The 19,645-nt window shown below is 70.8% G+C and carries 22 protein-coding genes; 9 read left to right on the plus strand and 13 right to left on the minus strand.

Annotation, left to right across the window (positions count from 1 at the left end):
- The 3 genes from ACZ7EG_RS03645 to ACZ7EG_RS03655 are packed head-to-tail and all read right to left on the minus strand — an operon-like array spanning nt 1 to nt 4,494.
- Complete coding sequence (locus ACZ7EG_RS03645) at nt 1-1,950, minus strand: ABC transporter permease/substrate-binding protein (RefSeq protein ID WP_471071666.1); 1,950 nt, start codon at nt 1,948-1,950, stop codon at nt 1-3.
- Complete coding sequence (locus ACZ7EG_RS03650) at nt 1,940-3,478, minus strand: sugar ABC transporter ATP-binding protein (RefSeq protein WP_471071669.1); 1,539 nt, start codon at nt 3,476-3,478, stop codon at nt 1,940-1,942. Before ACZ7EG_RS03650 ends, ACZ7EG_RS03645 begins: the two co-directional genes overlap by 11 nt.
- Nucleotides 3,475-4,494 carry a LacI family DNA-binding transcriptional regulator gene (locus ACZ7EG_RS03655; protein ID WP_471071672.1) on the minus strand — a complete coding sequence of 340 codons (1,020 nt, stop codon included), beginning with the start codon at nt 4,492-4,494 and terminating at the stop codon, nt 3,475-3,477. The genes ACZ7EG_RS03650 and ACZ7EG_RS03655 overlap by 4 nt, the downstream gene beginning before the upstream one ends.
- Nucleotides 4,495-4,722: 228 nt before the next feature.
- On the opposite strand from ACZ7EG_RS03655, the gene ACZ7EG_RS03660 reads away from it, so the two are divergent.
- The gene (locus ACZ7EG_RS03660; RefSeq protein WP_471071675.1) at nt 4,723-5,088 is read left to right on the plus strand and encodes a cupin domain-containing protein; all 366 of its coding nucleotides are present in this window, start codon (nt 4,723-4,725) and stop codon (nt 5,086-5,088) included.
- 87 nt (nt 5,089-5,175) lie between these two features.
- Nucleotides 5,176-5,823 (plus strand): dihydrofolate reductase family protein, encoded by a 648-nt coding sequence (locus ACZ7EG_RS03665; protein WP_471071678.1) that lies wholly within the window; start codon nt 5,176-5,178, stop codon nt 5,821-5,823.
- A gap of 7 nt (nt 5,824-5,830) precedes the next feature.
- Here ACZ7EG_RS03665 and ACZ7EG_RS03670 read toward each other — a convergent pair whose 3' ends face one another.
- A complete protein-coding gene (locus ACZ7EG_RS03670) occupies nt 5,831-6,631 on the minus strand; it encodes an MBL fold metallo-hydrolase (protein WP_471071681.1) in 801 nt (266 codons plus the stop codon).
- An 86-nt stretch (nt 6,632-6,717) separates the two neighbouring features.
- Between ACZ7EG_RS03670 and ACZ7EG_RS03675 the strand changes: the two genes are divergently transcribed.
- Nucleotides 6,718-7,311 carry a CGNR zinc finger domain-containing protein gene (locus tag ACZ7EG_RS03675; RefSeq protein WP_471071685.1) on the plus strand — a complete coding sequence of 198 codons (594 nt, stop codon included), beginning with the start codon at nt 6,718-6,720 and terminating at the stop codon, nt 7,309-7,311.
- 16 nt (nt 7,312-7,327) lie between these two features.
- Here the strand turns inward: ACZ7EG_RS03675 and ACZ7EG_RS03680 are convergent, their stop codons facing one another.
- Nucleotides 7,328-7,555, minus strand: a complete 228-nt coding sequence (locus ACZ7EG_RS03680; protein ID WP_471071688.1) for a hypothetical protein — start codon at nt 7,553-7,555, stop codon at nt 7,328-7,330.
- A gap of 416 nt (nt 7,556-7,971) precedes the next feature.
- On the opposite strand from ACZ7EG_RS03680, the gene ACZ7EG_RS03685 reads away from it, so the two are divergent.
- A complete protein-coding gene (locus tag ACZ7EG_RS03685; protein ID WP_471071691.1) occupies nt 7,972-8,796 on the plus strand; it encodes a helix-turn-helix domain-containing protein in 825 nt (274 codons plus the stop codon).
- Nucleotides 8,783-8,992 carry a DUF397 domain-containing protein gene (locus ACZ7EG_RS03690; RefSeq protein ID WP_471071694.1) on the plus strand — a complete coding sequence of 70 codons (210 nt, stop codon included), beginning with the start codon at nt 8,783-8,785 and terminating at the stop codon, nt 8,990-8,992. Before ACZ7EG_RS03685 ends, ACZ7EG_RS03690 begins: the two co-directional genes overlap by 14 nt.
- On the opposite strand, the gene ACZ7EG_RS03695 is transcribed toward ACZ7EG_RS03690, so the two are convergent.
- Entirely contained in the window at nt 8,989-9,384 is a 396-nt protein-coding gene (locus ACZ7EG_RS03695) for a MerR family transcriptional regulator (RefSeq protein ID WP_471071697.1), read from the minus strand. The genes ACZ7EG_RS03690 and ACZ7EG_RS03695 overlap by 4 nt on opposite strands.
- Nucleotides 9,385-9,434: 50 nt before the next feature.
- Here ACZ7EG_RS03695 and ACZ7EG_RS03700 point away from each other — a divergent pair, with 50 nt between their 5' ends.
- Complete coding sequence (locus ACZ7EG_RS03700; RefSeq protein WP_471071701.1) at nt 9,435-10,319, plus strand: NAD(P)-dependent oxidoreductase; 885 nt, start codon at nt 9,435-9,437, stop codon at nt 10,317-10,319.
- Nucleotides 10,320-10,605: 286 nt separating this feature from the next.
- Here the strand turns inward: ACZ7EG_RS03700 and ACZ7EG_RS03705 are convergent, their stop codons facing one another.
- From ACZ7EG_RS03705 to ACZ7EG_RS03715, 3 genes are read right to left on the minus strand one after another with little or no spacing between them, the layout of a single operon-like run.
- Complete coding sequence (locus ACZ7EG_RS03705) at nt 10,606-11,409, minus strand: sugar phosphate isomerase/epimerase family protein (RefSeq protein ID WP_471071704.1); 804 nt, start codon at nt 11,407-11,409, stop codon at nt 10,606-10,608.
- An 11-nt stretch (nt 11,410-11,420) separates the two neighbouring features.
- Nucleotides 11,421-12,386 (minus strand): bifunctional helix-turn-helix transcriptional regulator/GNAT family N-acetyltransferase, encoded by a 966-nt coding sequence (locus ACZ7EG_RS03710; protein WP_471071707.1) that lies wholly within the window; start codon nt 12,384-12,386, stop codon nt 11,421-11,423.
- Between the two features lie 51 nt (nt 12,387-12,437).
- Nucleotides 12,438-13,034, minus strand: a complete 597-nt coding sequence (locus ACZ7EG_RS03715) for a TetR/AcrR family transcriptional regulator (RefSeq protein ID WP_471071710.1) — start codon at nt 13,032-13,034, stop codon at nt 12,438-12,440.
- 116 nt (nt 13,035-13,150) lie between these two features.
- On the opposite strand from ACZ7EG_RS03715, the gene ACZ7EG_RS03720 reads away from it, so the two are divergent.
- Both ACZ7EG_RS03720 and ACZ7EG_RS03725 read left to right on the plus strand, forming a co-directional pair.
- Entirely contained in the window at nt 13,151-13,954 is an 804-nt protein-coding gene (locus ACZ7EG_RS03720; protein WP_471071713.1) for an alpha/beta fold hydrolase, read from the plus strand.
- Between the two features lie 144 nt (nt 13,955-14,098).
- Complete coding sequence (locus tag ACZ7EG_RS03725; protein WP_471071716.1) at nt 14,099-14,671, plus strand: dihydrofolate reductase family protein; 573 nt, start codon at nt 14,099-14,101, stop codon at nt 14,669-14,671.
- Between the two features lie 283 nt (nt 14,672-14,954).
- On the opposite strand, the gene ACZ7EG_RS03730 is transcribed toward ACZ7EG_RS03725, so the two are convergent.
- From ACZ7EG_RS03730 to ACZ7EG_RS03740, 3 genes are all read right to left on the minus strand, one after another.
- Entirely contained in the window at nt 14,955-15,362 is a 408-nt protein-coding gene (locus tag ACZ7EG_RS03730) for a VOC family protein (protein ID WP_471071719.1), read from the minus strand.
- Between the two features lie 181 nt (nt 15,363-15,543).
- Entirely contained in the window at nt 15,544-16,761 is a 1,218-nt protein-coding gene (locus ACZ7EG_RS03735; RefSeq protein WP_471071722.1) for a PP2C family protein-serine/threonine phosphatase, read from the minus strand.
- A 374-nt stretch (nt 16,762-17,135) separates the two neighbouring features.
- Nucleotides 17,136-17,375, minus strand: a complete 240-nt coding sequence (locus tag ACZ7EG_RS03740; RefSeq protein WP_471071725.1) for a YozE family protein — start codon at nt 17,373-17,375, stop codon at nt 17,136-17,138.
- Nucleotides 17,376-17,824: 449 nt separating this feature from the next.
- On the opposite strand from ACZ7EG_RS03740, the gene ACZ7EG_RS03745 reads away from it, so the two are divergent.
- Nucleotides 17,825-18,052 (plus strand): hypothetical protein, encoded by a 228-nt coding sequence (locus tag ACZ7EG_RS03745; RefSeq protein ID WP_471071728.1) that lies wholly within the window; start codon nt 17,825-17,827, stop codon nt 18,050-18,052.
- A 251-nt stretch (nt 18,053-18,303) separates the two neighbouring features.
- Here the strand turns inward: ACZ7EG_RS03745 and ACZ7EG_RS03750 are convergent, their stop codons facing one another.
- On the minus strand, nt 18,304-19,353 hold the full coding sequence (locus ACZ7EG_RS03750) for a LacI family DNA-binding transcriptional regulator (protein WP_471072460.1): 1,050 nt from the start codon (nt 19,351-19,353) through the stop codon (nt 18,304-18,306).
- Nucleotides 19,354-19,645 lie beyond the last annotated feature (292 nt).

Consider the following 19,645-nt stretch of genomic DNA (forward strand, 5'->3'; position numbering starts at 1 on the left):
TCAGCCGCTGAAGCCGGCCACGTTCTCCTTGGTGACCACCTTCACCGGCACCTTGACCGTCTCCTCGACGTCCTTGCCCTGCAGCGCCTTCAGGGCGTTGTGCACGGCGATCTTCCCCAGCTGGGACGGCTGCTGCGCCACGGACGCGTACAGCGTGCCGCCCTCGACCGCCTTCAGTCCGTCCGGCGTGCCGTCGAAGCCCACGACCGAGACCGACTTGCCGGCCTTGGAGCCCAGGGCCTTGATCGCGCCGAGCGCCATCTCGTCGTTGGCGGCGATGACGCCCTGGACGTCCGGGTGGGCCTGGAGCAGGTTCGACATGACGTCGAGGCCCTTGGTGCGGTCGAAGTCGGCGGGCTGCTGGGCGACGACCTGGATGCCGGGGAAGGCCTTGAGGCCGTTCGCGAAGCCCTGGGCGCGCTCACGGGCGGCGGAGGTGCCCGCCTGGCCCTGGAGGATCACGATCTTGCCCTTGCCGCCCAGCTTGTCGGCGATGGTCTTGGCGGCGAGTTCACCGCCGGCGACGTTGTCGGAGGCGACCAGGGTGTCCACCGCGGCCTTGTTGACGGTCCGGTCCACCGCGATGACCGGGATCTTCGCCTGGTCGGCGGCCTTGACGGAGTTGCTCGCCGCGTCGGAGTCCACCGGGTTGACGATGATCGCGCCCAGGTTCGAACTGGTGAAGTTCTGCAGCTGGTTGGCCTGCTGGGAGGCGTCGTTCTGGGCGTCCGTGACGGTCAGGTCGATGCCCAGCTTCTTCGCCTCGGCCTGGGCGCCCGCCCGGATCTGCACGAAGAAGGGGTTGTTGAGGGTCGACAGCGACAGGCCCATCTTGGGCTTGTCCGCGGAGGCGGCGCCGTTGTGCAGGAAGGACGTGGCGCCGACGATCGCGACGGTGACCACGGCCGCGAGCCCGTAGGTCGCCGCCTGCTTGCCCTTGCCTCCTGGAGAGGCACCGGCCACCGGGGTCGCCCCCGCCTTGCGCCGCAGCGTGTCGAACAGCACCGCGAGTGCGATGACGACACCGATGACGACCTGCTGCCAGAACGCCGAGACGTTCAGCAGGTTCAGCCCGTTGCGCAGCACGGCCAGGATCAGGGCGCCGATGAGCGTGCCGGAGGCCTTGCCGGTGCCGCCCGCGAGGGAGGCGCCGCCGATGACGACGGCGGCGATCGCGTCCAGCTCGTAGCCGTCGGCGGCCTGGGGCTGCGCGGAGGACAGCCGGGCGGCGAGGACGACACCGGCGACGGCGGCGAACACGCCGGAGAAGGCGTAGATGGCGAGCTTCTGCTGCTTCACGCGCAGGCCGGACAGTCGCGCGGCCTCCTCGTTGCCGCCGATCGCGTACATGGAGCGGCCGATGTAGGTCCGGCCGAGCACGAAGGCCGCGATCAGGCCCATGACGACCATCACCAGGACCGGCACCGGCAGCCAGCCGCCGAGGGTGTCCCCGAGGTGGGAGACGGAGTCGGGGAAGGCGATCGGGGAGCCCTCGGAGATCACCAGCGACAGGCCGCGCGCCACCGACAGCATGGCCAGCGTGGCGATGAACGGCGGGAGCTTGCCGTAGGAGATCAGGATGCCGTTGACCAGGCCGCAGACGATGCCCGTCGCTATGGCGAGGAGCACGGCGAGGAGGACCGGGACGCCCGCCGAGGTGGCGCTCCAGGCGAGGACCGTGGCGGACAGCGCCGCGACCGAGCCGACGGACAGGTCGATGCCCGCGGAGACGATCACGAACGTCACACCGAAGGCGAGGATGGCGGTCACGGCCGCCTGCACACCGACGTTGAGGAGGTTGTCCGTCGTCAGGAAGTCGCCGGACAGCGCCGACATCGCGATGACGAGGACGATGAGCGCGGTGAGCGCGCCGTTGTCGAGCAGGAGGCGGCGCAGGCCCCCCGAGGCGTCACCCGCGCCCGTTGTGCTCTTGAGCGTGTCAGTGGCCACGGGAGGCCTCCGTTCCGGTCGTGATCGTGGTCGTGGTGGTCGGGGTGCTGACGGCGAGTGCCATCACGGCGTCCTGGGTCGCCTCGTCGGCGGAGAGTTCACCGGCGATCCGGCCCTGCGCCATCACCAGCACCCGGTCGCTCATGCCGAGCACCTCGGGAAGGTCGCTGGAGATCATCAGGACGGCCGCGCCGGCGGCGGTGAGTTCGTTGACGAGCTGGTAGATCTCGACCTTGGCGCCGACGTCGATGCCGCGCGTCGGCTCGTCGAGGATCAGCACCTTGGTGTCGGCGAGCAGCCACTTGCCGATGACGACCTTCTGCTGGTTGCCGCCGGAGAGGGTGCGGACGTGCTGGCCGAGTCCGGCCATCCGCACGCCGAGCTGCTTCGCGATCCGCTCGGCGGCCTCGCGCTGCCCCTTGAGGTCGACGAGCCCGCCGCGGGTGGCCGACCGCAGGGTCACCAGGCCGAGGTTCTCCTCGACGGAGGCGTCCAGCACCAGGCCCTGGCCCTTGCGGTCCTCGGGAACGAGCCCGATGCCGGCGGTCATGGCCGCGTTGACGTCGTACTTGGCGATCGGGGCGCCGGAGACCTTCACCGTGCCCCTGTCGTACGAGTCGGCTCCGAACACCGCCCGGACGACTTCCGTACGGCCGGCGCCGACCAGCCCGGCGATGCCGACGACCTCACCGGCGTGCACCTCGAAGCCGACGTCGTGGAAGACGCCGTCGCGGGTAAGCCCCTCGACGGACAGCAGGGCGGCGCCGCGGTCGGCCCGCTCGCGCGGGTACTGCTGCTCGATGGAGCGGCCGACCATGAGCCGGACGAGCTCGTCCTCGGGGGTGGAGGCGGGGACCTGCCCGACGCTCTTCCCGTCGCGGATGACGGTCACCCGGTCCCCGAGGGCGGCGATCTCCTCCAGGTGGTGCGTGATGAAGACGATCCCGACGCCGTCCTCGCGCAGCGCGCGCACGATCGCGAAGAGCTTGTCGACCTCCTCGGAGGTGAGCACCGCGGTCGGCTCGTCCATGATCAGCACGCGGGCGTTCAGGCTGAGCGCCTTGGCGATCTCGACCATCTGCAGACGGGCGATGCCGAGTTCGCGGACCCGGGCGCGGGGCGAGACGTCCACCCCGACCCGCTTCAGCAGGGCCTCGGCGTCGGCCTCCATCCGCCCCCGGTCGATCATCCCGAACCGGCGCGGCTGGCGCCCGAGGAAGATGTTCTCCGCGACCGTGAGATCGGGTACCAGGTTGAACTCCTGGTAGATGGTGGCGATCCCGAGCCGTTCGGAGTCCTGCGCACCCTGGATGCGGGTCTCCTCACCGCCGACCAGGATCCGTCCGGCATCGGGGGTGTAGGCGCCGGAGAGCATCTTGATGAGGGTGCTCTTGCCGGCACCGTTCTCACCGAGCAGGACGTGCACCTCGCCCCGGCGCAGGTCGAAGTCGACGCCGTCCAGCGCGACCACGCCCGGGAAGGTCTTGCGTATGCCCTCGATGCGCAGCAACTCGTCCGCGTTGCTCACGTCGTGCTCCTTTGCACTGGGGTGGGATTCTCGCCGCACGAGCGGCGTACGACGAGCCGGGCGGGGAGGGTGACGGACTCGCCGGGCCGGCCCTCGATGCGGTCGACCAGGGCCCGTACGGCGGCCCGGCCCAGCTCGCCCGTGGGCTGGGCGATCGCGGTGATCGGCGGATCGGTGTGCACGAACCACCGGATGTCGTCGAACGCGGCCAGCGCGAGGTCGTCGGGGACGCGCAGGCCACGCGCGCGTACGGCGTCCAGCGCGCCGAGCGCCATCAGGTTGTCGGCCGCGAAGACGACCTCGGGCGGCTCGGCCAGGTCGAGGAAGCCCTCGGTGACCAGCCGGCCGCTCTCGGCCTGGAAGTCGCCCTGCCCTGTGTAGGCGTCGGGCAGTTCGAGGCCGTATTCGCCGAGCGCCTCCCGGAAGACCTCGACGCGCTCGCGGCCGGTGGTGGTCGCCGCCGGGCCCGCGATGATGGCGAGCCTGCGGTGCCCGAGCCCGTACAGATGCGCCACGAGGTCCCGCACGGCGCTCCGCCCGTCCGCCCGCACCACCGGCACGTCCACGCCCGGGATCCACCGGTCCACGAAGACCATGGGCGTCCCGGCCCGCACGGCGTCCAGCATCAGCGGCGAGCCGCCGTCCGTGGGGGAGACGAGCAGTCCGTCGATGCGGCGGTCCAGGAGGTTGCGTACGTGGTGGTCCTGGAGGTCCGGCCGCTCGTCGGCGTTGCCGATGATGACGCTGTAGCCCAGCGCGCGGGCCTCCTCCTCGACGGAGCGTGCCAGCTCGGTGAAGTAGGGGTTCATCACGTCGCTGATGACCAGGCCGAGGGTGTGGGTCTGGTCGGTGCGCAGGGAGCGGGCGACGGCGTTCGGGCGGTAGCCCAGGGTCTCGACGGCGGCCAGCACGCGGGTGCGTGCATCGGCGCTGACCGACGGGTGGTCGTTCAGGACGCGCGAGACCGTGGCGACGGATACGCCGGCCTCGGCAGCGACGTCCTTGATGCTGGCCACCGCCGCTCCACCTCCTTGTGGATCAGTCGGGGAGCACGGGGTGAGTGCTCGTGGAATCGATTACATCGACGGGAGCATGGAATCGATTACACGCGGCTGAAGCAAGCCCCCGGCGGTACCTCTTGACCGGATCGTGATGTCGCGGGGCGCGGCCCGGCGGGCCAGGCTGGAGGTACGGGGGTTTCCTGTGGGGCGTTCGTGGCCTTGGCGGGCCGGAGCGGAGGAACCATGACGGCGGCGACCCGGAACGACGTGCCCGTCGCGCTCGAAGGCGACGGCGTGGAACTGCGCATGATGCCGATCGGCGGCGGCCTGTCGGTGGGCTACATCTCCCTCCCCCGGGGCACGGACATGGGCCCGGCCCTCAAGGGCCTGCCCGACGACGCCCGCCAGTGCCCGCACTGGGGCTACCTGCTCAAGGGCCGGATCAGGATGCGCACGGCCACGGGCGAGGAGGAGTACGAGGCGGGGCAGGCGTACTACTGGGGCCCTGGCCATGTGCCGGTAGCGCTGGAGGACAGCGAGCTGGTGGAGTTCTCGCCGAGTGAGGACTTCCAGCAGGTGATCGAGCACGTGGTGGCGCAGGCCGGGTGAAGCCGGAGCCCTTGATGCGCCGGGCCCGCGCCGATGAGTTTCGCCGGGCCGGGCGGTCTTTCTTGCGTCGACCACAGGAGGAGCGCCGTGACCCAGCTGCTGCGCGTACAGAACTTCAACGTCTCGAGTGACGGATTCGGTGCCGGTGAGGGCCAGAGCCTTGAGAGGCCGTTCGGCCACGCCGACCCCGGCACGATGTTCGCCTGGGCCGGGGCCACGGCCAGCTGGCCCAACCGCACCGCCCCGGGCGGGAGCCGCGGCCTCGACGACTACCTGGTGCGCGACTTCCACCACAACATCGGCGCCGAGATCATGGGCCGCAACAAGTTCAGCCCGCAGCGCGGCCCGTGGGAGAACTACGAGTGGCAGGGCTGGTGGGGCGACGAACCTCCCTTCCATACGCCGGTGTTCGTGATGACCCACTACGAGCGCCCCTCGTTCACCCTCTCCGACACGACGTTCCACTTCGTCGGCGGGGATCCGGCCGAGGTCCTCGCCCAGGCGCGCAAGGCGGCCGGGGGCAAGGACGTACGGCTCGGCGGCGGGGCGACGGTCATCCGGGAGTTCCTGGACGCCGACCTGGTCGACACGCTGCACGTGACGGTCTCGCCCGGCGTGGTGCTCGGGTCCGGCTCACGACTGTGGGAGTCGCCCGAGGAACTGCTCGACCGCTTCCACTGCGATGTGGTGCCCAGCCCGAGCGGGGTGGTTCATCACCTGCTCTGGAGGAAGTGACGGCGGGTCAGGCTCCCTTGCCCCAGTCCAGGCGGTCGGCGAGTCCGGCGGCGGTGAAGGCGGCTGCCAGCTCGTCGCCCCCTTCGGTGAAGTGCGCCCAGCTGTCGTAGTGGACGGGGACGACGCGGCGGGCACCGAGGATCCGGGTGGCCTCCGCGGCCATGGCACTGTCCAGGACGATGACCTGGTTGTCGAAGAGGACGGGGAAGCGGGGAGCACCGGCGAAGAGCACGGCGGTGTCGACGGGGGCGAAACGGCCGGCGATCTCGCGGACCGCGTCGAGTGAGGCGTTGTCGCCGCTGACGTAGACGGTGGGCAGGCCCTCTCCGGTCAGGACGAAGCCGACGACCTGGCCGGTGAACGCCTCGACCTGCTCGCGCGGGCCGGGCCCGTGCAGGGCCGGGACGCCGGTCACGGTGACCGTGCCGCCGCCGGGCCGGTCCAGCTCGACGGACTCCCAGTCGGCCAGGCCCCTGACCTTGTCCCCCAGGCTCTCGCGCAGGCGCTCGCCGCCGCCGGGCGTGGTCAGGGTCAGGGGTATGCCCGGGAGCAGGGCCCGGCCGGAGGTGTCGAGGTTGTCGGGGTGCTCGTCGTGGGAGAGCAGGACCACGTCGACGCCGCCGAGGTCGGCGGGCGTGGCGGCGGCGGGCGCGGTCTTGGTCAGGAGCGGACCCCCGGGCCGGCCGTAGTCGCCGGGGGCGTCGAAGGTCGGGTCGGTCAGGAAGCGCAGGCCGCCGTACTCGAACAGGGCGGTCGGGCCGCCGAGGGCACGGACGGGGAAGTCGGTGGTCACGGGAACAGAAGACATGCAGCACCTCACGGATAGACACGAGCGAACCGTGAGATGACCGTAGCCGCTTCTCACGGATGCGGGCAACCCGTACCATGAGAAATATGGAGGAGCCCGTGACCGAACAGCCCGCCCCGCCGCCCGCCCAGGGCGAGGAGGAGCACCCCTCCCTCGCCCTCGCCAACACCGCGATCGCCCTCCCCGGCGGGCGTACGCTCGACCTCCTGGGCACCCCCGCGCAGGCGAACCAGTGGCTGACCCAGCGCGACCTCGCCCCGGTCGACGCCGGCATGCGGGAGATGTGCGCGGCCCAACTGCGGTCGCTGCGCGAACAGATCAGATCGCTGTTCGCCGCCCGCGTCGACGGCGTGCCCGCCCTGCCCGCGGCCTTGAACGCCGTGAACGACGCGATGACCAGGGTCCCGACGGCCCCGCTGCTGCGGTGGGACGACAAGACCGGCCCCTACCGCACCGCCCCGCACCCCACCACCGCGATCGTCGACCTCGCCCTGGCGACCCTCGCCGCGGACGCCGCCGACCTGCTCACCTCCCCCGAGGCCGAGCGCCTGACCGCCTGCGGCTCCCCGCCCTGCAACCGCTACCTGCTCCGCCACGGCCGCCGCCACTGGTGCTCCACCCGCTGCGGCGACCGCGCCCGCGCGGCCCGGGCCTACGCCCGCCGCACCGAGCAGCACTGACACCGTCCCCTCGCCGTCACGACCGGGGCGCCCGGGCGAGCCGCGCCCCCCTGCTCTCCGCGACCCTTTTGACGTCCCGCAGGGACTCGCTGAGCCGCCGAGCCAGGTAGTGCAGTTCCCCGCTCGTCACCCGGCGCTCCGCGAGGAGTTCGCCGGCATGCCCGAGCAGGGCGTCCGCCATGTCGATCTGCACGTCCTCGATCTCGTCGGCGAGCCGCGCGACATAGCCGGTTCCGTCGCTCACGAGGTAGCACGGCCTGCCTTCGACACTGGCCCACGGCAACAACCGCCCGGCCACAGCACGGCCTCGCTCCCCGCCGGTCATGCGCCCGCCTCCGCCATCAGATAGGGGCGCACCAGCCGGTTGTCCTCTCCCCGCAGCGGACGCTCGCCGGGACGACAGCAGGGCGCCGGGCACACGTACGGGCGCGGGGGTGGTGCCGGTGCCGCCGATCGCCGTCGCCTCCCCCGGGGAGGGAAGAGGGAACGGAGAAACGGTTCCAGGAGCCGGGCGATGAGGTCTACCACGTCTGTCTACCTGCCTTCTCACCTGCGGTGACTGCGTTCTGTTCCGGATCACTCACAGAGTGGGGTCGGCGCTCGCTACGCTGCCAGGGGGTGGAGCTTGACATCGCGCTTGTCAAGAAGAGGAGTTGGCCGATGGACGAACGCCGCATGCTTCGAACACCGCGTCAGAAGTACGGAGAGGAGCTGCGCCTGAGGCGGACCGCCGCCCGCCTCACCCAGGAGGAGCTGGGCGAACAGGTGGTGTGCTCGCCCACGCTGATCAGTCACTTCGAGGCAGGCAGACGCCTCCCCAAGCCGGATGACGCGCGGCGGATCGACCGGGCGCTGGGGACGGACGGGTTCTTCGCGCGGTGGTTGGAGGATCTGGAGTCGCGCTACACCGACCATTTCGCGGCGGTGGCCGAGCTGGAGCAACTGGCTACCCAGATCCAGCAGTTCGCACTCTCTCTGGTTCCCGGAGTGCTTCAGACCGACGACTACGCACGCGCCCTGTTCGGGGCCTACCGTCCCAACCACACGCCCGAGGAACTTGACGAGCTCGTTGTCATTCGAACGCAACGCCGCCGAATCCTCGACGGCCCAACTCAGCCCGTCGTCTGGACGCTGCTCGACGAGGCGGTCCTCCACCGTCGCGTCGGCGGACCGCGGGTCATGGCAGAGCAGTTGCACAAGGTCGCTGACATGGCCGAGTCGGGACGGCTGCGCCTGCACGTCCTTTCCTACGGCGTGGGGGCGCACGCACTCATGCAGAGTCTGCTCACACTCATGACCTTCGAGGACTCGGCCCCGGTGGCCTACGTCGAGGGCTTTCAGACCGGCAACTTGATGGACGATCCGGCTCTGGTGAGTGCCTGTCAGACCGCCTACGCTCTGGCGCTGAGCGACGCGTTGTCGCAGCAGGAGTCACTGGCCCTCGTCAGGGCGGCAGCGGAGGAACATACGCATGATCGACAGTGAGCACAACGCTCTCACCGGCTGGTACAAGTCCAGCTACAGCGGCGGCGATCAAGGCGAGTGCCTCGAAGTCGCCCCCGGCCGCCCCGACGTCCCCGTGCGGGACAGCAAGACTGCCCACGGACCCGCCCTGGCCTTCTCGCGGAGCGGCTGGGCGGTGTTCGTCGCCGCCGTGAAGGACGGGCACATAGGGGCCTAGGAAGACAGCGCGAGGCCGAGCGGCGAATAGCCCTCGCCGCCCATGCGCTCGGCCGCCTCGATGTAGTCGGCGAGGGCGTCACGGGACTGCGCGAGGCTCGCCAGCCGGTCGTCCAGCCGCCGCAGCCGTGACCGCATCGCGGCCAGCAACTCGGGACATCCGACCAGCGTCGGGGCCTCCCCGGTCGCGCAGGGCAGCAGGTATGCGATGTCCTCCGAGGAGAGGCCGGCTCCGAGCAGGTGGCGGATCTGTTTCACGCGCAGCAGGGCACTCTCGTCGTACTCGCGATAGCCGTTCGCCCCGCGGGCCGGTTCCAGCAGACCCTGGGCCTCGTAGTAGCGCAGCTGATGGGCGTTGACGCCCGTCCGTCGGCTCAGTTCCCCGATCCGCATCGACAACCTCGCTTGACCTTCACACCGGTATCAACGTTGACGATGCTGCCATGAACAACGAAACCGCAACACCCGTGACTGTCCTCGGGCTCGGCCTGATGGGCCAGGCACTCGCCGGGGCGTTCCTCAAGGCAGGGCACCCCACGACCGTGTGGAACCGTACGGCCGGCAAGGCCGACCGGCTGGTGGGCGAGGGCGCGCGATCGGCGCCGACCGTCGGCGACGCGGTCCGGGCCGGTTCCCTGACGGTCATCTGCGTCACCGACTACCGAGCCGTGCACGAGGCACTCGGCGCAGCCGATGTGAAGCTGGACGGCACGACCCTGATCAACCTGACCTCGGGCGACTCGGGCCAGGCCCGGGAGACAGCCCGGTGGGCCGAAGCGCGAGGCGCCCACTACTTGGACGGGGCCATCATGGCCATCCCCTCGACCATCGGTACCCCGGACGCGGTGATCCTGCAGAGCGGGACGCGCTCGCACTTCGACGCGTACGAGCCGGCACTCGGCGCGCTCGGCACCGTCACCTACCTCGGTGCGGACCACGGTCTGGCGTCGCTGTACGACGTGGCCGGCCTGGCCATGATGTGGAGCGTGCTGAACGCCTGGCTCCAGGGCACCGCCCTTCTGAGGACGGCCGGGGTCGACGCGGCGGCGTTCGCGCCCTTCGCGCGACAGATCGCCGCCGGTGTCGCCGAATGGCTGCCGGGGTACGCCGCCCAGATCGACAGGGGTTCGTTCCCGGCCGAGGTGTCGGCGCTGGAGACCGACGTGCGGGCGATGGCGCATTTGGTCGAGGAGAGCGAGGCGGCGGGGATCAATGCCGAGCTGCCGAGGCTGCTCAAGGCGATGGCCGATCGTGCGGTCGCCGCCGGACACGGCAAGGAGCAGTATCCGGTGCTGATCGAGGAGTTCGGCAAGCCCGGCGCCCGCTGACCGACGCCTTCGGCCGGAACGCGACATCGCCCCTGACCGGCGCGGGTGCCGTCGACAGACCTGCCAGTCTGCCCCCCGCGGTGCCCGCTGGAGGCGGCACCGGTCGCCCCGGAGGCGGCGTCGGTCCTGTGCACCGCCTCCTTCCAGGCGACCATCTCGACCGGCGCGCCTCGGGGGCGTCGCCCTGGACCGCACGTCGCCGTCCGCGGTCATGCTGCTCGGCGGGTGTATCGCCCTGCTCGCGGTCCTGGCCCCGGGGGCCGCCAGGGCCGCCGAGGCTGACGCGTCACGCCGACTCGTTCAGCAGCCTGCTCAGGTGCTCGCGTCCGGACTCCAGGAGATCGGGCAGGGGTGCCGCCGCCTCGTACCAGCGCTTCTCGTACTCCCAGCAGAGCCAGCCGTCCCAGCCGTGGCGGGAGAGGACCTCGACGCATTCGGCGAGCGGGAGGACGCCCGCGCCGAGGGGCAGGGGGGTCGTGTCGTCGGGGGAGGCGATGTCCTTGACCTGGACGTAGCCGAGGTGCGGGGAGAGCGCCGCGTAGGTCTCGGAGGGCTGTTCGCCGCCGAGCCAGGTGTGCATCACGTCCCAGAGGGCGCCGACCTGGCGGTGGCCGACGAGGCCGAGGATCCGCATCGCGTCGGCGGCGGTGCGGTGCGAGTCGTGGGTTTCGAGGAGGATGCGTACGCCAAGGTCATTGGCGTGTTCGGCGGCCGTGCCCAGGCGCCGGGCGGCCGTCGCGTCCGCCTCCTCGGGGGTCTGGACGTCGAGGTCGCCGCCGGGGAAGACGCGGATGTACGGGGCACCGAGGTCGCGGGCCAGGTCGAGGAGGGCGCGGATCTCGTCCAGGACGGGCTCGTCGTCGCCCGGCGCGGCGACCCGTGCGTAGCCCGCCAGGCCCAGGAGCTCTACGCCCACTCCCTTGAACTCGGCCGCGACGTCCGCCCGTTCGGCGGGGCCGAGGCCGGTGTGGACCGGTTCCTCGGGATGGGTGCGCAACTCCACGCCGTGATAGCCGTGGGCGGTCGCGAGCCGCAGGACGTCGGGCAGGGGCAGGCCGGGGACACCGAGGGTGGAGAACGCCAGCTTCATGTGGACGGACCCTACCCGGCACCCCCGCCTTCGACTCCTCTCCGTCGCTCCTGTGTTGCGTCAAGATCCAGCCGCCAGTCCTGGCCGGTCAGATCCCGGCCGAAGGAGCGGTGCGGTGTCTCCGCGACCAGCTCGAAACCGTGGCGCCGGTAGATGCGGCGGGCCGCGGCGAGGATGTCGTTGGTCCACAGGACCACCTCGCGGTAGCCGGCCTCGCGCGCGAAGTCCACGAGCGCGCCGACCAGGCGGTCGCCGATGCCGAGCCCGCGCGCGTCCGGCTCGACGAGCAGGAGCCTGAGCCGGGCGGCGCCGGGCGCGTCGTCCCGTACACACATCACGCACCCCACCGGCCGGCCGTCCAGCTCGGCGATCCAGGTCCGCTCGAGCCGCGGGTCGTGATCCTCGCCGTAGTCGGCGACGATCCTCGCCACCAGTGCCTCGTAGTCGGCGTCGAAGCCGTACTCGGCCGCGTACAGCGCGGCGTTGCGCTGCACGATCCAGCCGAGGTCGCCGGGGGCGGGCTCGCGCAGCACGACGTCCTCGGCGCGCGGGGCCCGGCTGTCGCCCAGGATCGTCCTCACGGTCCGCAGGGCCTCCGCCAGCCGCGGCCGGTCCTCGGCCCGGACCGTGTCCAGCATCGCCCCGACCGACTGCCGCGCCCGCTCGTCCAGCAGCGCGGCGGTCTGCCGGCCGGGCGTGGTGAGCGTGATGCGGCGGCGGCGCGGATCCGTCTCGGACGGGCCGCGCTCGACCAGCCCGTCCTCCTCGAACCTGTTCAGGATGCGGGTCAGGTACCCGGCGTCCAGGTGCAGCTGGGCCCGCAGGTCGGCGGCGTCCGTACGCGGCGCGTGCGCCAGCTCGTAGAGGACGCGGGACTCGGTGAGGGTGTAGGGGGCGTAGAGCCGGCGGCCGTAGTCGAGGGCGCCGATGAGGTTCGTGTAGAAGCGGTCGAAGGAGCGGATGTCCTGGACGGTCATGGGCCTCGACCCCCGATACTTGACTGAGTCAGAGATACCTGTGGACCGAGCCTAGCTGCTGCCCCTTCGGCTTGGTGTGAGTGCACGGATGACGTGGTCGATCAAGGTGTCGAGATACTCGGGCTCCGGCAGGCCGAGATGGAAGACCAGGCGGTGGTACAGCGGGCCGTAGAACAGATCGAGGGCGACGTCCAGATTCGCGTCCGGGTCGAGCTGGCCCCGTTCTTGAGCACGCCGCATACGCTGCTCGAACTCCTCGATACGCGGCCGGATCAGGCGCTCACGCACATGGCCTGCCAGTTCCGGGTCACGGAGAGCGTCGGCGATCAGCCCTGCGAGGGGGGCGTGCGACGGTGGGGAGAGGAAGCCGATGACGGCGGCCAGCTGTGTGCGCATGTCGGTGGCGAGGTCGCCGGTGTCGGGGTGGGGGGCCACCATGTCGGCCGCCTCGTGGAGGGCTTCGAGAACGACAGCACCTTTGGACGGCCACCACCGATAGATCGTCTTCTTGCTGACCCCGGCGCGGGCCGCGATGCCTTCGATCGTCACTCGGCCGTAGCCCTCTTCGCCACACAGATCGAGCGCCGCGGCGAGGATCGCGTCATGGCTCTTCTGGCTGCGCCGCTGCGGGTTGGGGGGCTTGGTCACGACACCACCGTAACAAGACACGACACGTAGCGTGTTGACAGATGCACGACCGCGCGGGCAGTCTCTGCGACACAGACGACACGCCACGTGTCGTGTCCTATCGAGTGGGGTTTCCTGTGGACAAGGTGTTCTCGGCCGATGGCACGGTCATCGTCTACGAACAGCAGGGGTCGGGCCCTGCGGTGGTGCTCGTCGGCGGTGCGTTCATGACCCGCGGTGATTCCGCCGAGCTGGCAGGCCGGCTGGCCGAACGCTTCACGGTGATCACGTACGACCGTCGCGGGCGCGGTGACAGCGGGGACGCTCCGACCTACGACGTGCAGCGCGAGGTCGAGGACCTGGACGCACTGATCGGGCACGCGGGCGGCAAGGCCATGGTCTTCGGCATGTCCTCCGGCGCCGTGCTGGCACTGGAGGCCACCGCCCGGGGCAGCGCCGTGACACGGCTGGCCCTGTACGAACCACCCTTCATCACCGATGCCGGCCGTCCGCCGCTGCCCACCGACTACGTGGCTCACCTCGAAGAACTCGTAGCGCAGGGCGCGTACGGCGATGCCGTGGCCTACTTCATGACGGCCGCGGTGGGCATGCCGCCGGAGGCGGTCGCCGGTATGCGGCAGGCCCCGTTCTGGGCCGCCATGGAGGCCACGGCCCGCACCCTGCCCTACGACGGTCAGGTCATGGGCGACACCATGTCCGGCCGCCCCCTGCCCGCCGAACGCTGGCAGTCCGTGACGATCCCCGTCCTCGTCGGCAGCGGAGACGCCGGCGCACCGCACATGCTCGCGGGCGCCCAGGAACTCGCCGCGCTGGCAGACAACTTCTCCCTGCACGTCTTCCCCGGCCAGGAGCACGGCATCGAGCCCGAGCTCCTCGCTCCCGTACTGACCGACTTCTTCACTGCCGATGTGCGGGCGTGAGGACCCGCTCGGGGACGGCGGAACCCGTATCCAGGACATCCGCGACCAGGCACGAGACGATCCGGACGGGAGACGGCCGATGAGTTTCTCCGTGTTCCGCAGTCAGAAGACCAGAACCCGACACGAGATACCGAGGAACCCACGATGCGTACGTTGATCAGCACGGCTTTCATCTCGCTCGACGGCGTCGTGGAGGCCCCGGGCGGCGAGCCCGGTTACCGGAACTCCGGCTGGACCTTCAAGTACACCGAGTTCCTTCCCGAGGCGTTCGAGATCAAGGGGCGGGAACAGAAGGAGGCCACGGCGATGATGATGGGCCGCACCAGCTACGAGGCGTTCAGTCCGGTGTGGCCCGACATGGAGGATTTCGCGGACTACAAGGTGATGCCGAAGTACGTCGTCTCCACGACCCTCGCCGAGGAAAACCTGGTGTCGAACTGGGGCGAGACGACGATCCTGCGCTCGCTCGACGACGTCGCCGCGCTGAAGGAGACCGAGGGCGGCCCGATCATCGTCCATGGCAGCGCCTCCCTGAACCAGGCCCTTTCCGACGCGGGCCTGATCGACCGTTACCACCTGCTCGTCTTTCCGCTCCTGCTCGGGGCGGGCAAGCGGCTCTTCAGCGCCACGGACAAGGACGCCCAGAAGCTGCGGCTCGTCGAGCACGAGGCCTATGCCAACGGGTTGCAGAAGAACGTCTTCGACGTCGTCCGCTGACGAGGTCACCCGGACGGGGCTCGCACACTCGCCCTGCCTGCGCGGTCCCGGGCGGGGCACGCTCCGGAGGGCTCGCCCGGCGGGGCTTGCTGGAGGTGCCCCCTGCCCGGCGGGGCTTGGCCGACGGGGCTTGCCCGGCGGGCCTAGCCAGCGGGGCCTGGCCGGAGGCGGCCGCCCGGCAGGGCATAGCCCAATGAGTCTTTCATGTATTCACCTGCAGCACGCGGTTACCCGGCAGCCGCACGGCGTGCGGCTGCCGGGGAGTCTGGCCGGTGGCAGTTGGTCACCGGGCCTGTCCGGGCTGGTAAGTACCAGCACTCCACTCGTGCCCTTCTGGGTCCAGAACCCGGGCGCGTCTGCTGCCCCAAGGTGTGTCCTCAGGCGGAATGACCGCGCGTGCGCCTGCACCGGTGGCGCGGTGATACCAGTCATCGACGTCAGAGGCGTCGGCAAGGCACAGATACAGGCCGCTTCCGCTGCTCGCAGACGACAGGGCCGCGGCGCCCTCCTCGGCGGTCGAGACCATCAGCACGACCTCGTCCTTGCACACCTCGGCGTGCTCGACGTTCCCGTCCGGCCCGTCCTGGCGCGTCGTGATCACGAACCCGAGAGCTGTCAGCCATTCCAGACCTCCTGCTGCGTCGGCGTAGCTCAGGTACGCGAACAGGCGCGTTCGCGAAACATTCGGCATGGTCGCTCCAGTGAGAGTTCCTATGTCTGCTTCGCCCGGCGCCTGCTTCGAGGATGCGTCCGCGCCGGGGCTTGACGTAATCGCGGAGTGGACGGTCCGTCGCCGTCGCCGTCCGCTGTCGAACCGGAGGGGGCGCACGCCTCAGGCATCGGCACGCCGTTGCGACGGCAAGAACGGCGTTTCAGTGCGGCAATCGGTGCTGCTGTTCCTCGGTGTGGTCGGTACGAGCCCGCACCCGCGCCGCGAGGACGGCGACGTCGTCCTCGGCGTGGTCGGTGCTGAGGCCGACGAGCAGGCGGTCGAGGACCTGTTCGGGGCTTGCGTCCGTGGTGAAGGTGAGACGGGTGAGCCGGAGCAGGGACTGGTCGATGTCTTCACCGCGTCGCTCGACGAGCCCGTCGGTGAACAGCACCAGGGTCTGGGACGCGTCCAGGCGGTGGGTGTGCGACTGATATCCGCCGAGGCCGGTGCCGAGGGGCGGGCCGACCGGGACGGGGAGCAGGGTCGCCCTTCCGTGCGTGTCGATCACCGCTGGGGGCAGGTGGCCGGCGCTGGCGAGGGCTACTTGTTCGCGGGCGGGGTCGACGCGCGCGATGAGGCAGGTGGCCGGGCGCCGGTCCGGCTCGCTGGAGGCGATCTCGTCAAGTTGGCGCAGCACGCGGTGGGGCGGCAGGTCGGCGGAGGCGGTGTAGCGCAGAGCAGATCGGTAGGCGGTCATGTCGACGGCCGCTTCCAGCCCGTGGCCCATGACGTCGCCGACCACGAGCAACGTCCGGCCGAAATGCAGCCGGACGGTCTCGCACCAGTCGCCGCCCACCATGGCGCTCTGCCCGGCGGGCCGGTAGCGGACGGCGATGTGCAGGTTGGGGTGGGGCCGGCCGGGCTCCACGCGCAGAGCGTTCTGCAGCTTGGCGACGAGACCGCTGACCTGCTCGTGCTCCCTGGCCTGCCGGATGTGGGAGGCCGCGCGCTCGACCAGCAGGACGCAGACCTCCGCGTCCAGACGGGTGAACGGCCGTGTGCCCGAAGTACACACCAGCGTGCCGTAGCTGTCGTTGCCGGTGGCGAGGGGCACACACAGCGCGGGCCGGGCGGGACCCGGCGGAGAGACCGCGTGTCCGACCCCGCTGGGATCGGCTTGCTGTCGCGCCATGGCCACAACCCATCGGGCATCAGGCAGCGTGTCCGGGTCACCGTGGACAGCCATGTACTGGGTGCCGGCCTCTCCGTTGCCGCGCAGAACGGCGGCCGCACCACCCATCTGCCGCACTGCCTCACGGGTCAGCTCGCCGCAGGTAGTGGCCTCGTCCAGGGTCGTGCCGATCCGAGCCATCGCCCTGCCCACCTCGACGAGACCGGACACGACCACCGCGTCGCGCGAGGACCGAGCGCCGGACACGGCAGACCCGGTCGCCACTGCTCTGCGAACCCACCGGATCCATCGCGCCACACGATCACCATAGAACGAGCCTCTTCAGCGGACCCGCCGCCCACTCGGCTGACCCCGCCCAAGTTCCTGGCCTGCGCGGAAACCCAGTGGCATGTAGTTCTCGAGCAGGCACCTGCCAACCGCGCAACCGTCCTGGCCGGCCCGCTGCCGCACGGGCGGCTGCCGTCCCGGTTCCAGCCTCGCCGCGTTGAAGATCTCACGGCTCTACGCAGGAAGACGTGCAGCGGGCCCGTGCCGGCCGTAACGGCGCGGACCCCTTGGCAGCCTTCCACACGATCAACGCCGGCGAGAGAGGCGCGCGCCTTCCGGATGATCTGGCGGGGTCAGCGGCGGGGTGCGCGTACTGTGGCTGTCTTGTCGTGCGCGGCGTACAGCACCCACGCGTCGACCAGGCTCTGGAGTGCCCCGGTGGAAGCGCCCGCCCGTTCCATGTGGTCGGTGTAGGTGGCCAGCCGGTCGGGCCCGTCGGGCCAGGCCGGGTCAGCGGCGGCCAGGCGGGCGAGGTCACCCAGCGGTGTGCGTGCCTGCTGGAACTGGGTCAGCCATCGCCGGAAACCCTGCATCGCCCGTGGGCCTCTCTTCACATACTCATGGATTGCGGTGCCATGCTGCGCGCCCTGTCATGCACGGTGCATGATCAGGATCGGTATTCGCGTGCTCATGCACCGTCTTGGGCGCCTTTGCCATTCTTCTCCGCCCGGGCCCTGATGGTGAAGGCGTGCTTCGGCCGTCGGCAGCCGGTTGATGCGCTTCCCTACCGATGCAGACTGGAGGGGACGCGCCTACCCGTGTGGGAGGCCGCTGTGGCAGCCAATCCCCCCTTCGTGCCGCCGGGTGTGGCGATCACTGCGGTCGACGGCCAGTGCGCCGAAGTGACCTTGAGCGGAGATGTCAGCGCTGTGATGCTCCGCGAGCTGGAGATCCTTCTCGCTGATCTGCGCCTGCAGAGGGCTCAGTACTGGGTGCTGGACATGCTCTGCCGGAGCAGGGGTTCGAGGCCTTGGAGGAGTCCGTGTCCGTCCATGGCTCGCTGCGGCTCGGCACCGACGGCTGCCGAATGGACTGGCACCTGATCGTCGCATGCCCGCAGCGCGGTCACGTCTGGCTGATCGACGAGTTCGGCGCGACCCCATTCGGCACCCCGCCTGATGCCTCCCTGACCCCCGGTTTCACCGGATGGGTGACCTACTGGGCCCAGGGCCGCTCGTGGTTCGCCGATGATCCAGAAGACGCGGCCTAGCCGGCGGGGCCCGCCCGGGGGCTGCCACAGCACGGCCACGACCGGCGTCAACGCCGCGCCCTGTCGAGCCACAGCTCTGACACCCCCGAGGCATCAACCCCCCGAGCCCCCAGAGCCACAGCCCCGAACCCACGCTCACGCCCCGAGCGCCTCGAACCACAGCCCCGAACCCACGCTCACGCCCCGAGCCCCTCGAACCACAGCCCCGAACCCACCCCCCTCAACGCCGCGCCCCCTCAAGCCGCAGAGTCTCAAGAAGAGCGCGGCACCCCGGAGGACCCCCGCACCATCAACTCCCCCCGCACCGACGCGATCCCCCCGGGCGGCGCCTCCTCACGCCCCATCGCGATCCGCCCGGCGCGGGCCCCGGCCTCGGCCAGCGGCAGCCGCACGGTCGTCAGCGAAGGCACCGCGTCGATGCTGAACGGCAGGTCGTCGAAGCCCGCCACCGACATGTCCTCCGGGATCCGCAGCCCCGAGTCCCGCAGCGCGGCGCACGCGCCCAGCGCGACGGAGTCGTTCGCCGCGACGACCGCCGTCAGCGACGGGTCACGCCGCATCAGCTCCAGTGTGGCCTCGTAGCCGGACCGCCGGTCGTAGCGTCCGTGCACCGTCCATCGCGGGTCCTCCTCGATGCCGTGCGCGGCCAGCGCGGCCCGGTGGCCCTCCAGCCGGTGCCGTGTGGTGGTCCGCTCCTCCGGGCCCGCGATGTACCCGAGCCGCCGGTGCCCGAGCCCGATGAGGTGCTCGGTCAGCTCCTGGCCGCCGCCTCGGTTGCCGAAGGTCAGCGCGATCGCCCCGGTGTCCGGCGCCTGCGGCCGCCCGCACAGCACGACTCGCGTCCCGGCCTCCACCAGCTTCCGCACCTTCGCGTCCATGGCCGCCTGGTGCGCCGCGTCCTCGATCGCCCCGCCGGTCAGCACCACGGCCGCCGCCCGCTGCCGCTGCAGCAGCGTGAGGTACGTCAGCTCCCGCTCGGGAGAGCCGCCGGTGTTGCAGACCACCGCGAGCCTCTCCCCGCCCGCGCGTCCGCCCGGCCCGCCGATCTCGCCCTGGATCGCGCTCGCCATGATTCCGAAGAACGGGTCGGCGATGTCGTTCACCAGGATTCCGACCAGGTCGGAGGTGGCGGCGGCCAGGGCGCTCGCGGGCCCGTTGAGCACATAGTCCAGCTCGTCCACGGCCTTCAGCACCCGCTCGCGGGTGGAGGCCGCCACGGGGTAGTTCCCGTTCAGCACGCGCGACACCGTCGCGGGTGAAACCTGTGCGCGGGCCGCCACGTCCGCCAGGGTCACCGTCATCTCGTCGTCCTCCGGTCGCGCATCTCGTCTCTCGTCTCCGCCCTCGTACACACCCAGACCACGGGCCATGGTTCCGAGCGGAACAGCAGGTCGACCGCCACTGCCCCGACGAACCCATGGCCATGGTTCCGAGCAGACCTTAAGCCCCCGACCCCCCGTTGTTCGCCCCCTCGAACAACTCGTCCTGGTCACGGTCTTGTCCGGACCAGGGTTCAGAGGCTAGCTTCTTCGTATGTAGAAAGCGCTTGCTGCAACGCTCACCAGTCCACGGCCGGCTCGACGGGCCGCCTGT

This window comes from Streptomyces sp. NPDC037100, from assembly GCF_055606225.1.

Bases quoted from the DNA above. Each gene is read 5' to 3' on its own strand.
- ACZ7EG_RS03660 (WP_471071675.1), top strand. From the start codon at position 4,723: ATGACGGCGGCGACCCGGAACGACGTGCCCGTCGCGCTCGAAGGCGAC.
- ACZ7EG_RS03670 (WP_471071681.1), bottom strand. From the start codon at position 6,631: ATGTCTTCTGTTCCCGTGACCACCGACTTCCCCGTCCGTGCCCTCGGC.
- ACZ7EG_RS03675 (WP_471071685.1), top strand. From the start codon at position 6,718: ATGGAGGAGCCCGTGACCGAACAGCCCGCCCCGCCGCCCGCCCAGGGC.
- ACZ7EG_RS03685 (WP_471071691.1), top strand. From the start codon at position 7,972: ATGGACGAACGCCGCATGCTTCGAACACCGCGTCAGAAGTACGGAGAG.
- ACZ7EG_RS03690 (WP_471071694.1), top strand. From the start codon at position 8,783: ATGATCGACAGTGAGCACAACGCTCTCACCGGCTGGTACAAGTCCAGC.
- ACZ7EG_RS03695 (WP_471071697.1), bottom strand. From the start codon at position 9,384: ATGCGGATCGGGGAACTGAGCCGACGGACGGGCGTCAACGCCCATCAG.
- ACZ7EG_RS03700 (WP_471071701.1), top strand. From the start codon at position 9,435: ATGAACAACGAAACCGCAACACCCGTGACTGTCCTCGGGCTCGGCCTG.
- ACZ7EG_RS03705 (WP_471071704.1), bottom strand. From the start codon at position 11,409: ATGAAGCTGGCGTTCTCCACCCTCGGTGTCCCCGGCCTGCCCCTGCCC.
- ACZ7EG_RS03710 (WP_471071707.1), bottom strand. From the start codon at position 12,386: ATGACCGTCCAGGACATCCGCTCCTTCGACCGCTTCTACACGAACCTC.
- ACZ7EG_RS03725 (WP_471071716.1), top strand. From the start codon at position 14,099: ATGCGTACGTTGATCAGCACGGCTTTCATCTCGCTCGACGGCGTCGTG.
- ACZ7EG_RS03730 (WP_471071719.1), bottom strand. From the start codon at position 15,362: ATGCCGAATGTTTCGCGAACGCGCCTGTTCGCGTACCTGAGCTACGCC.
- ACZ7EG_RS03740 (WP_471071725.1), bottom strand. From the start codon at position 17,375: ATGCAGGGTTTCCGGCGATGGCTGACCCAGTTCCAGCAGGCACGCACA.
- ACZ7EG_RS03750 (WP_471072460.1), bottom strand. From the start codon at position 19,353: ATGACGGTGACCCTGGCGGACGTGGCGGCCCGCGCACAGGTTTCACCC.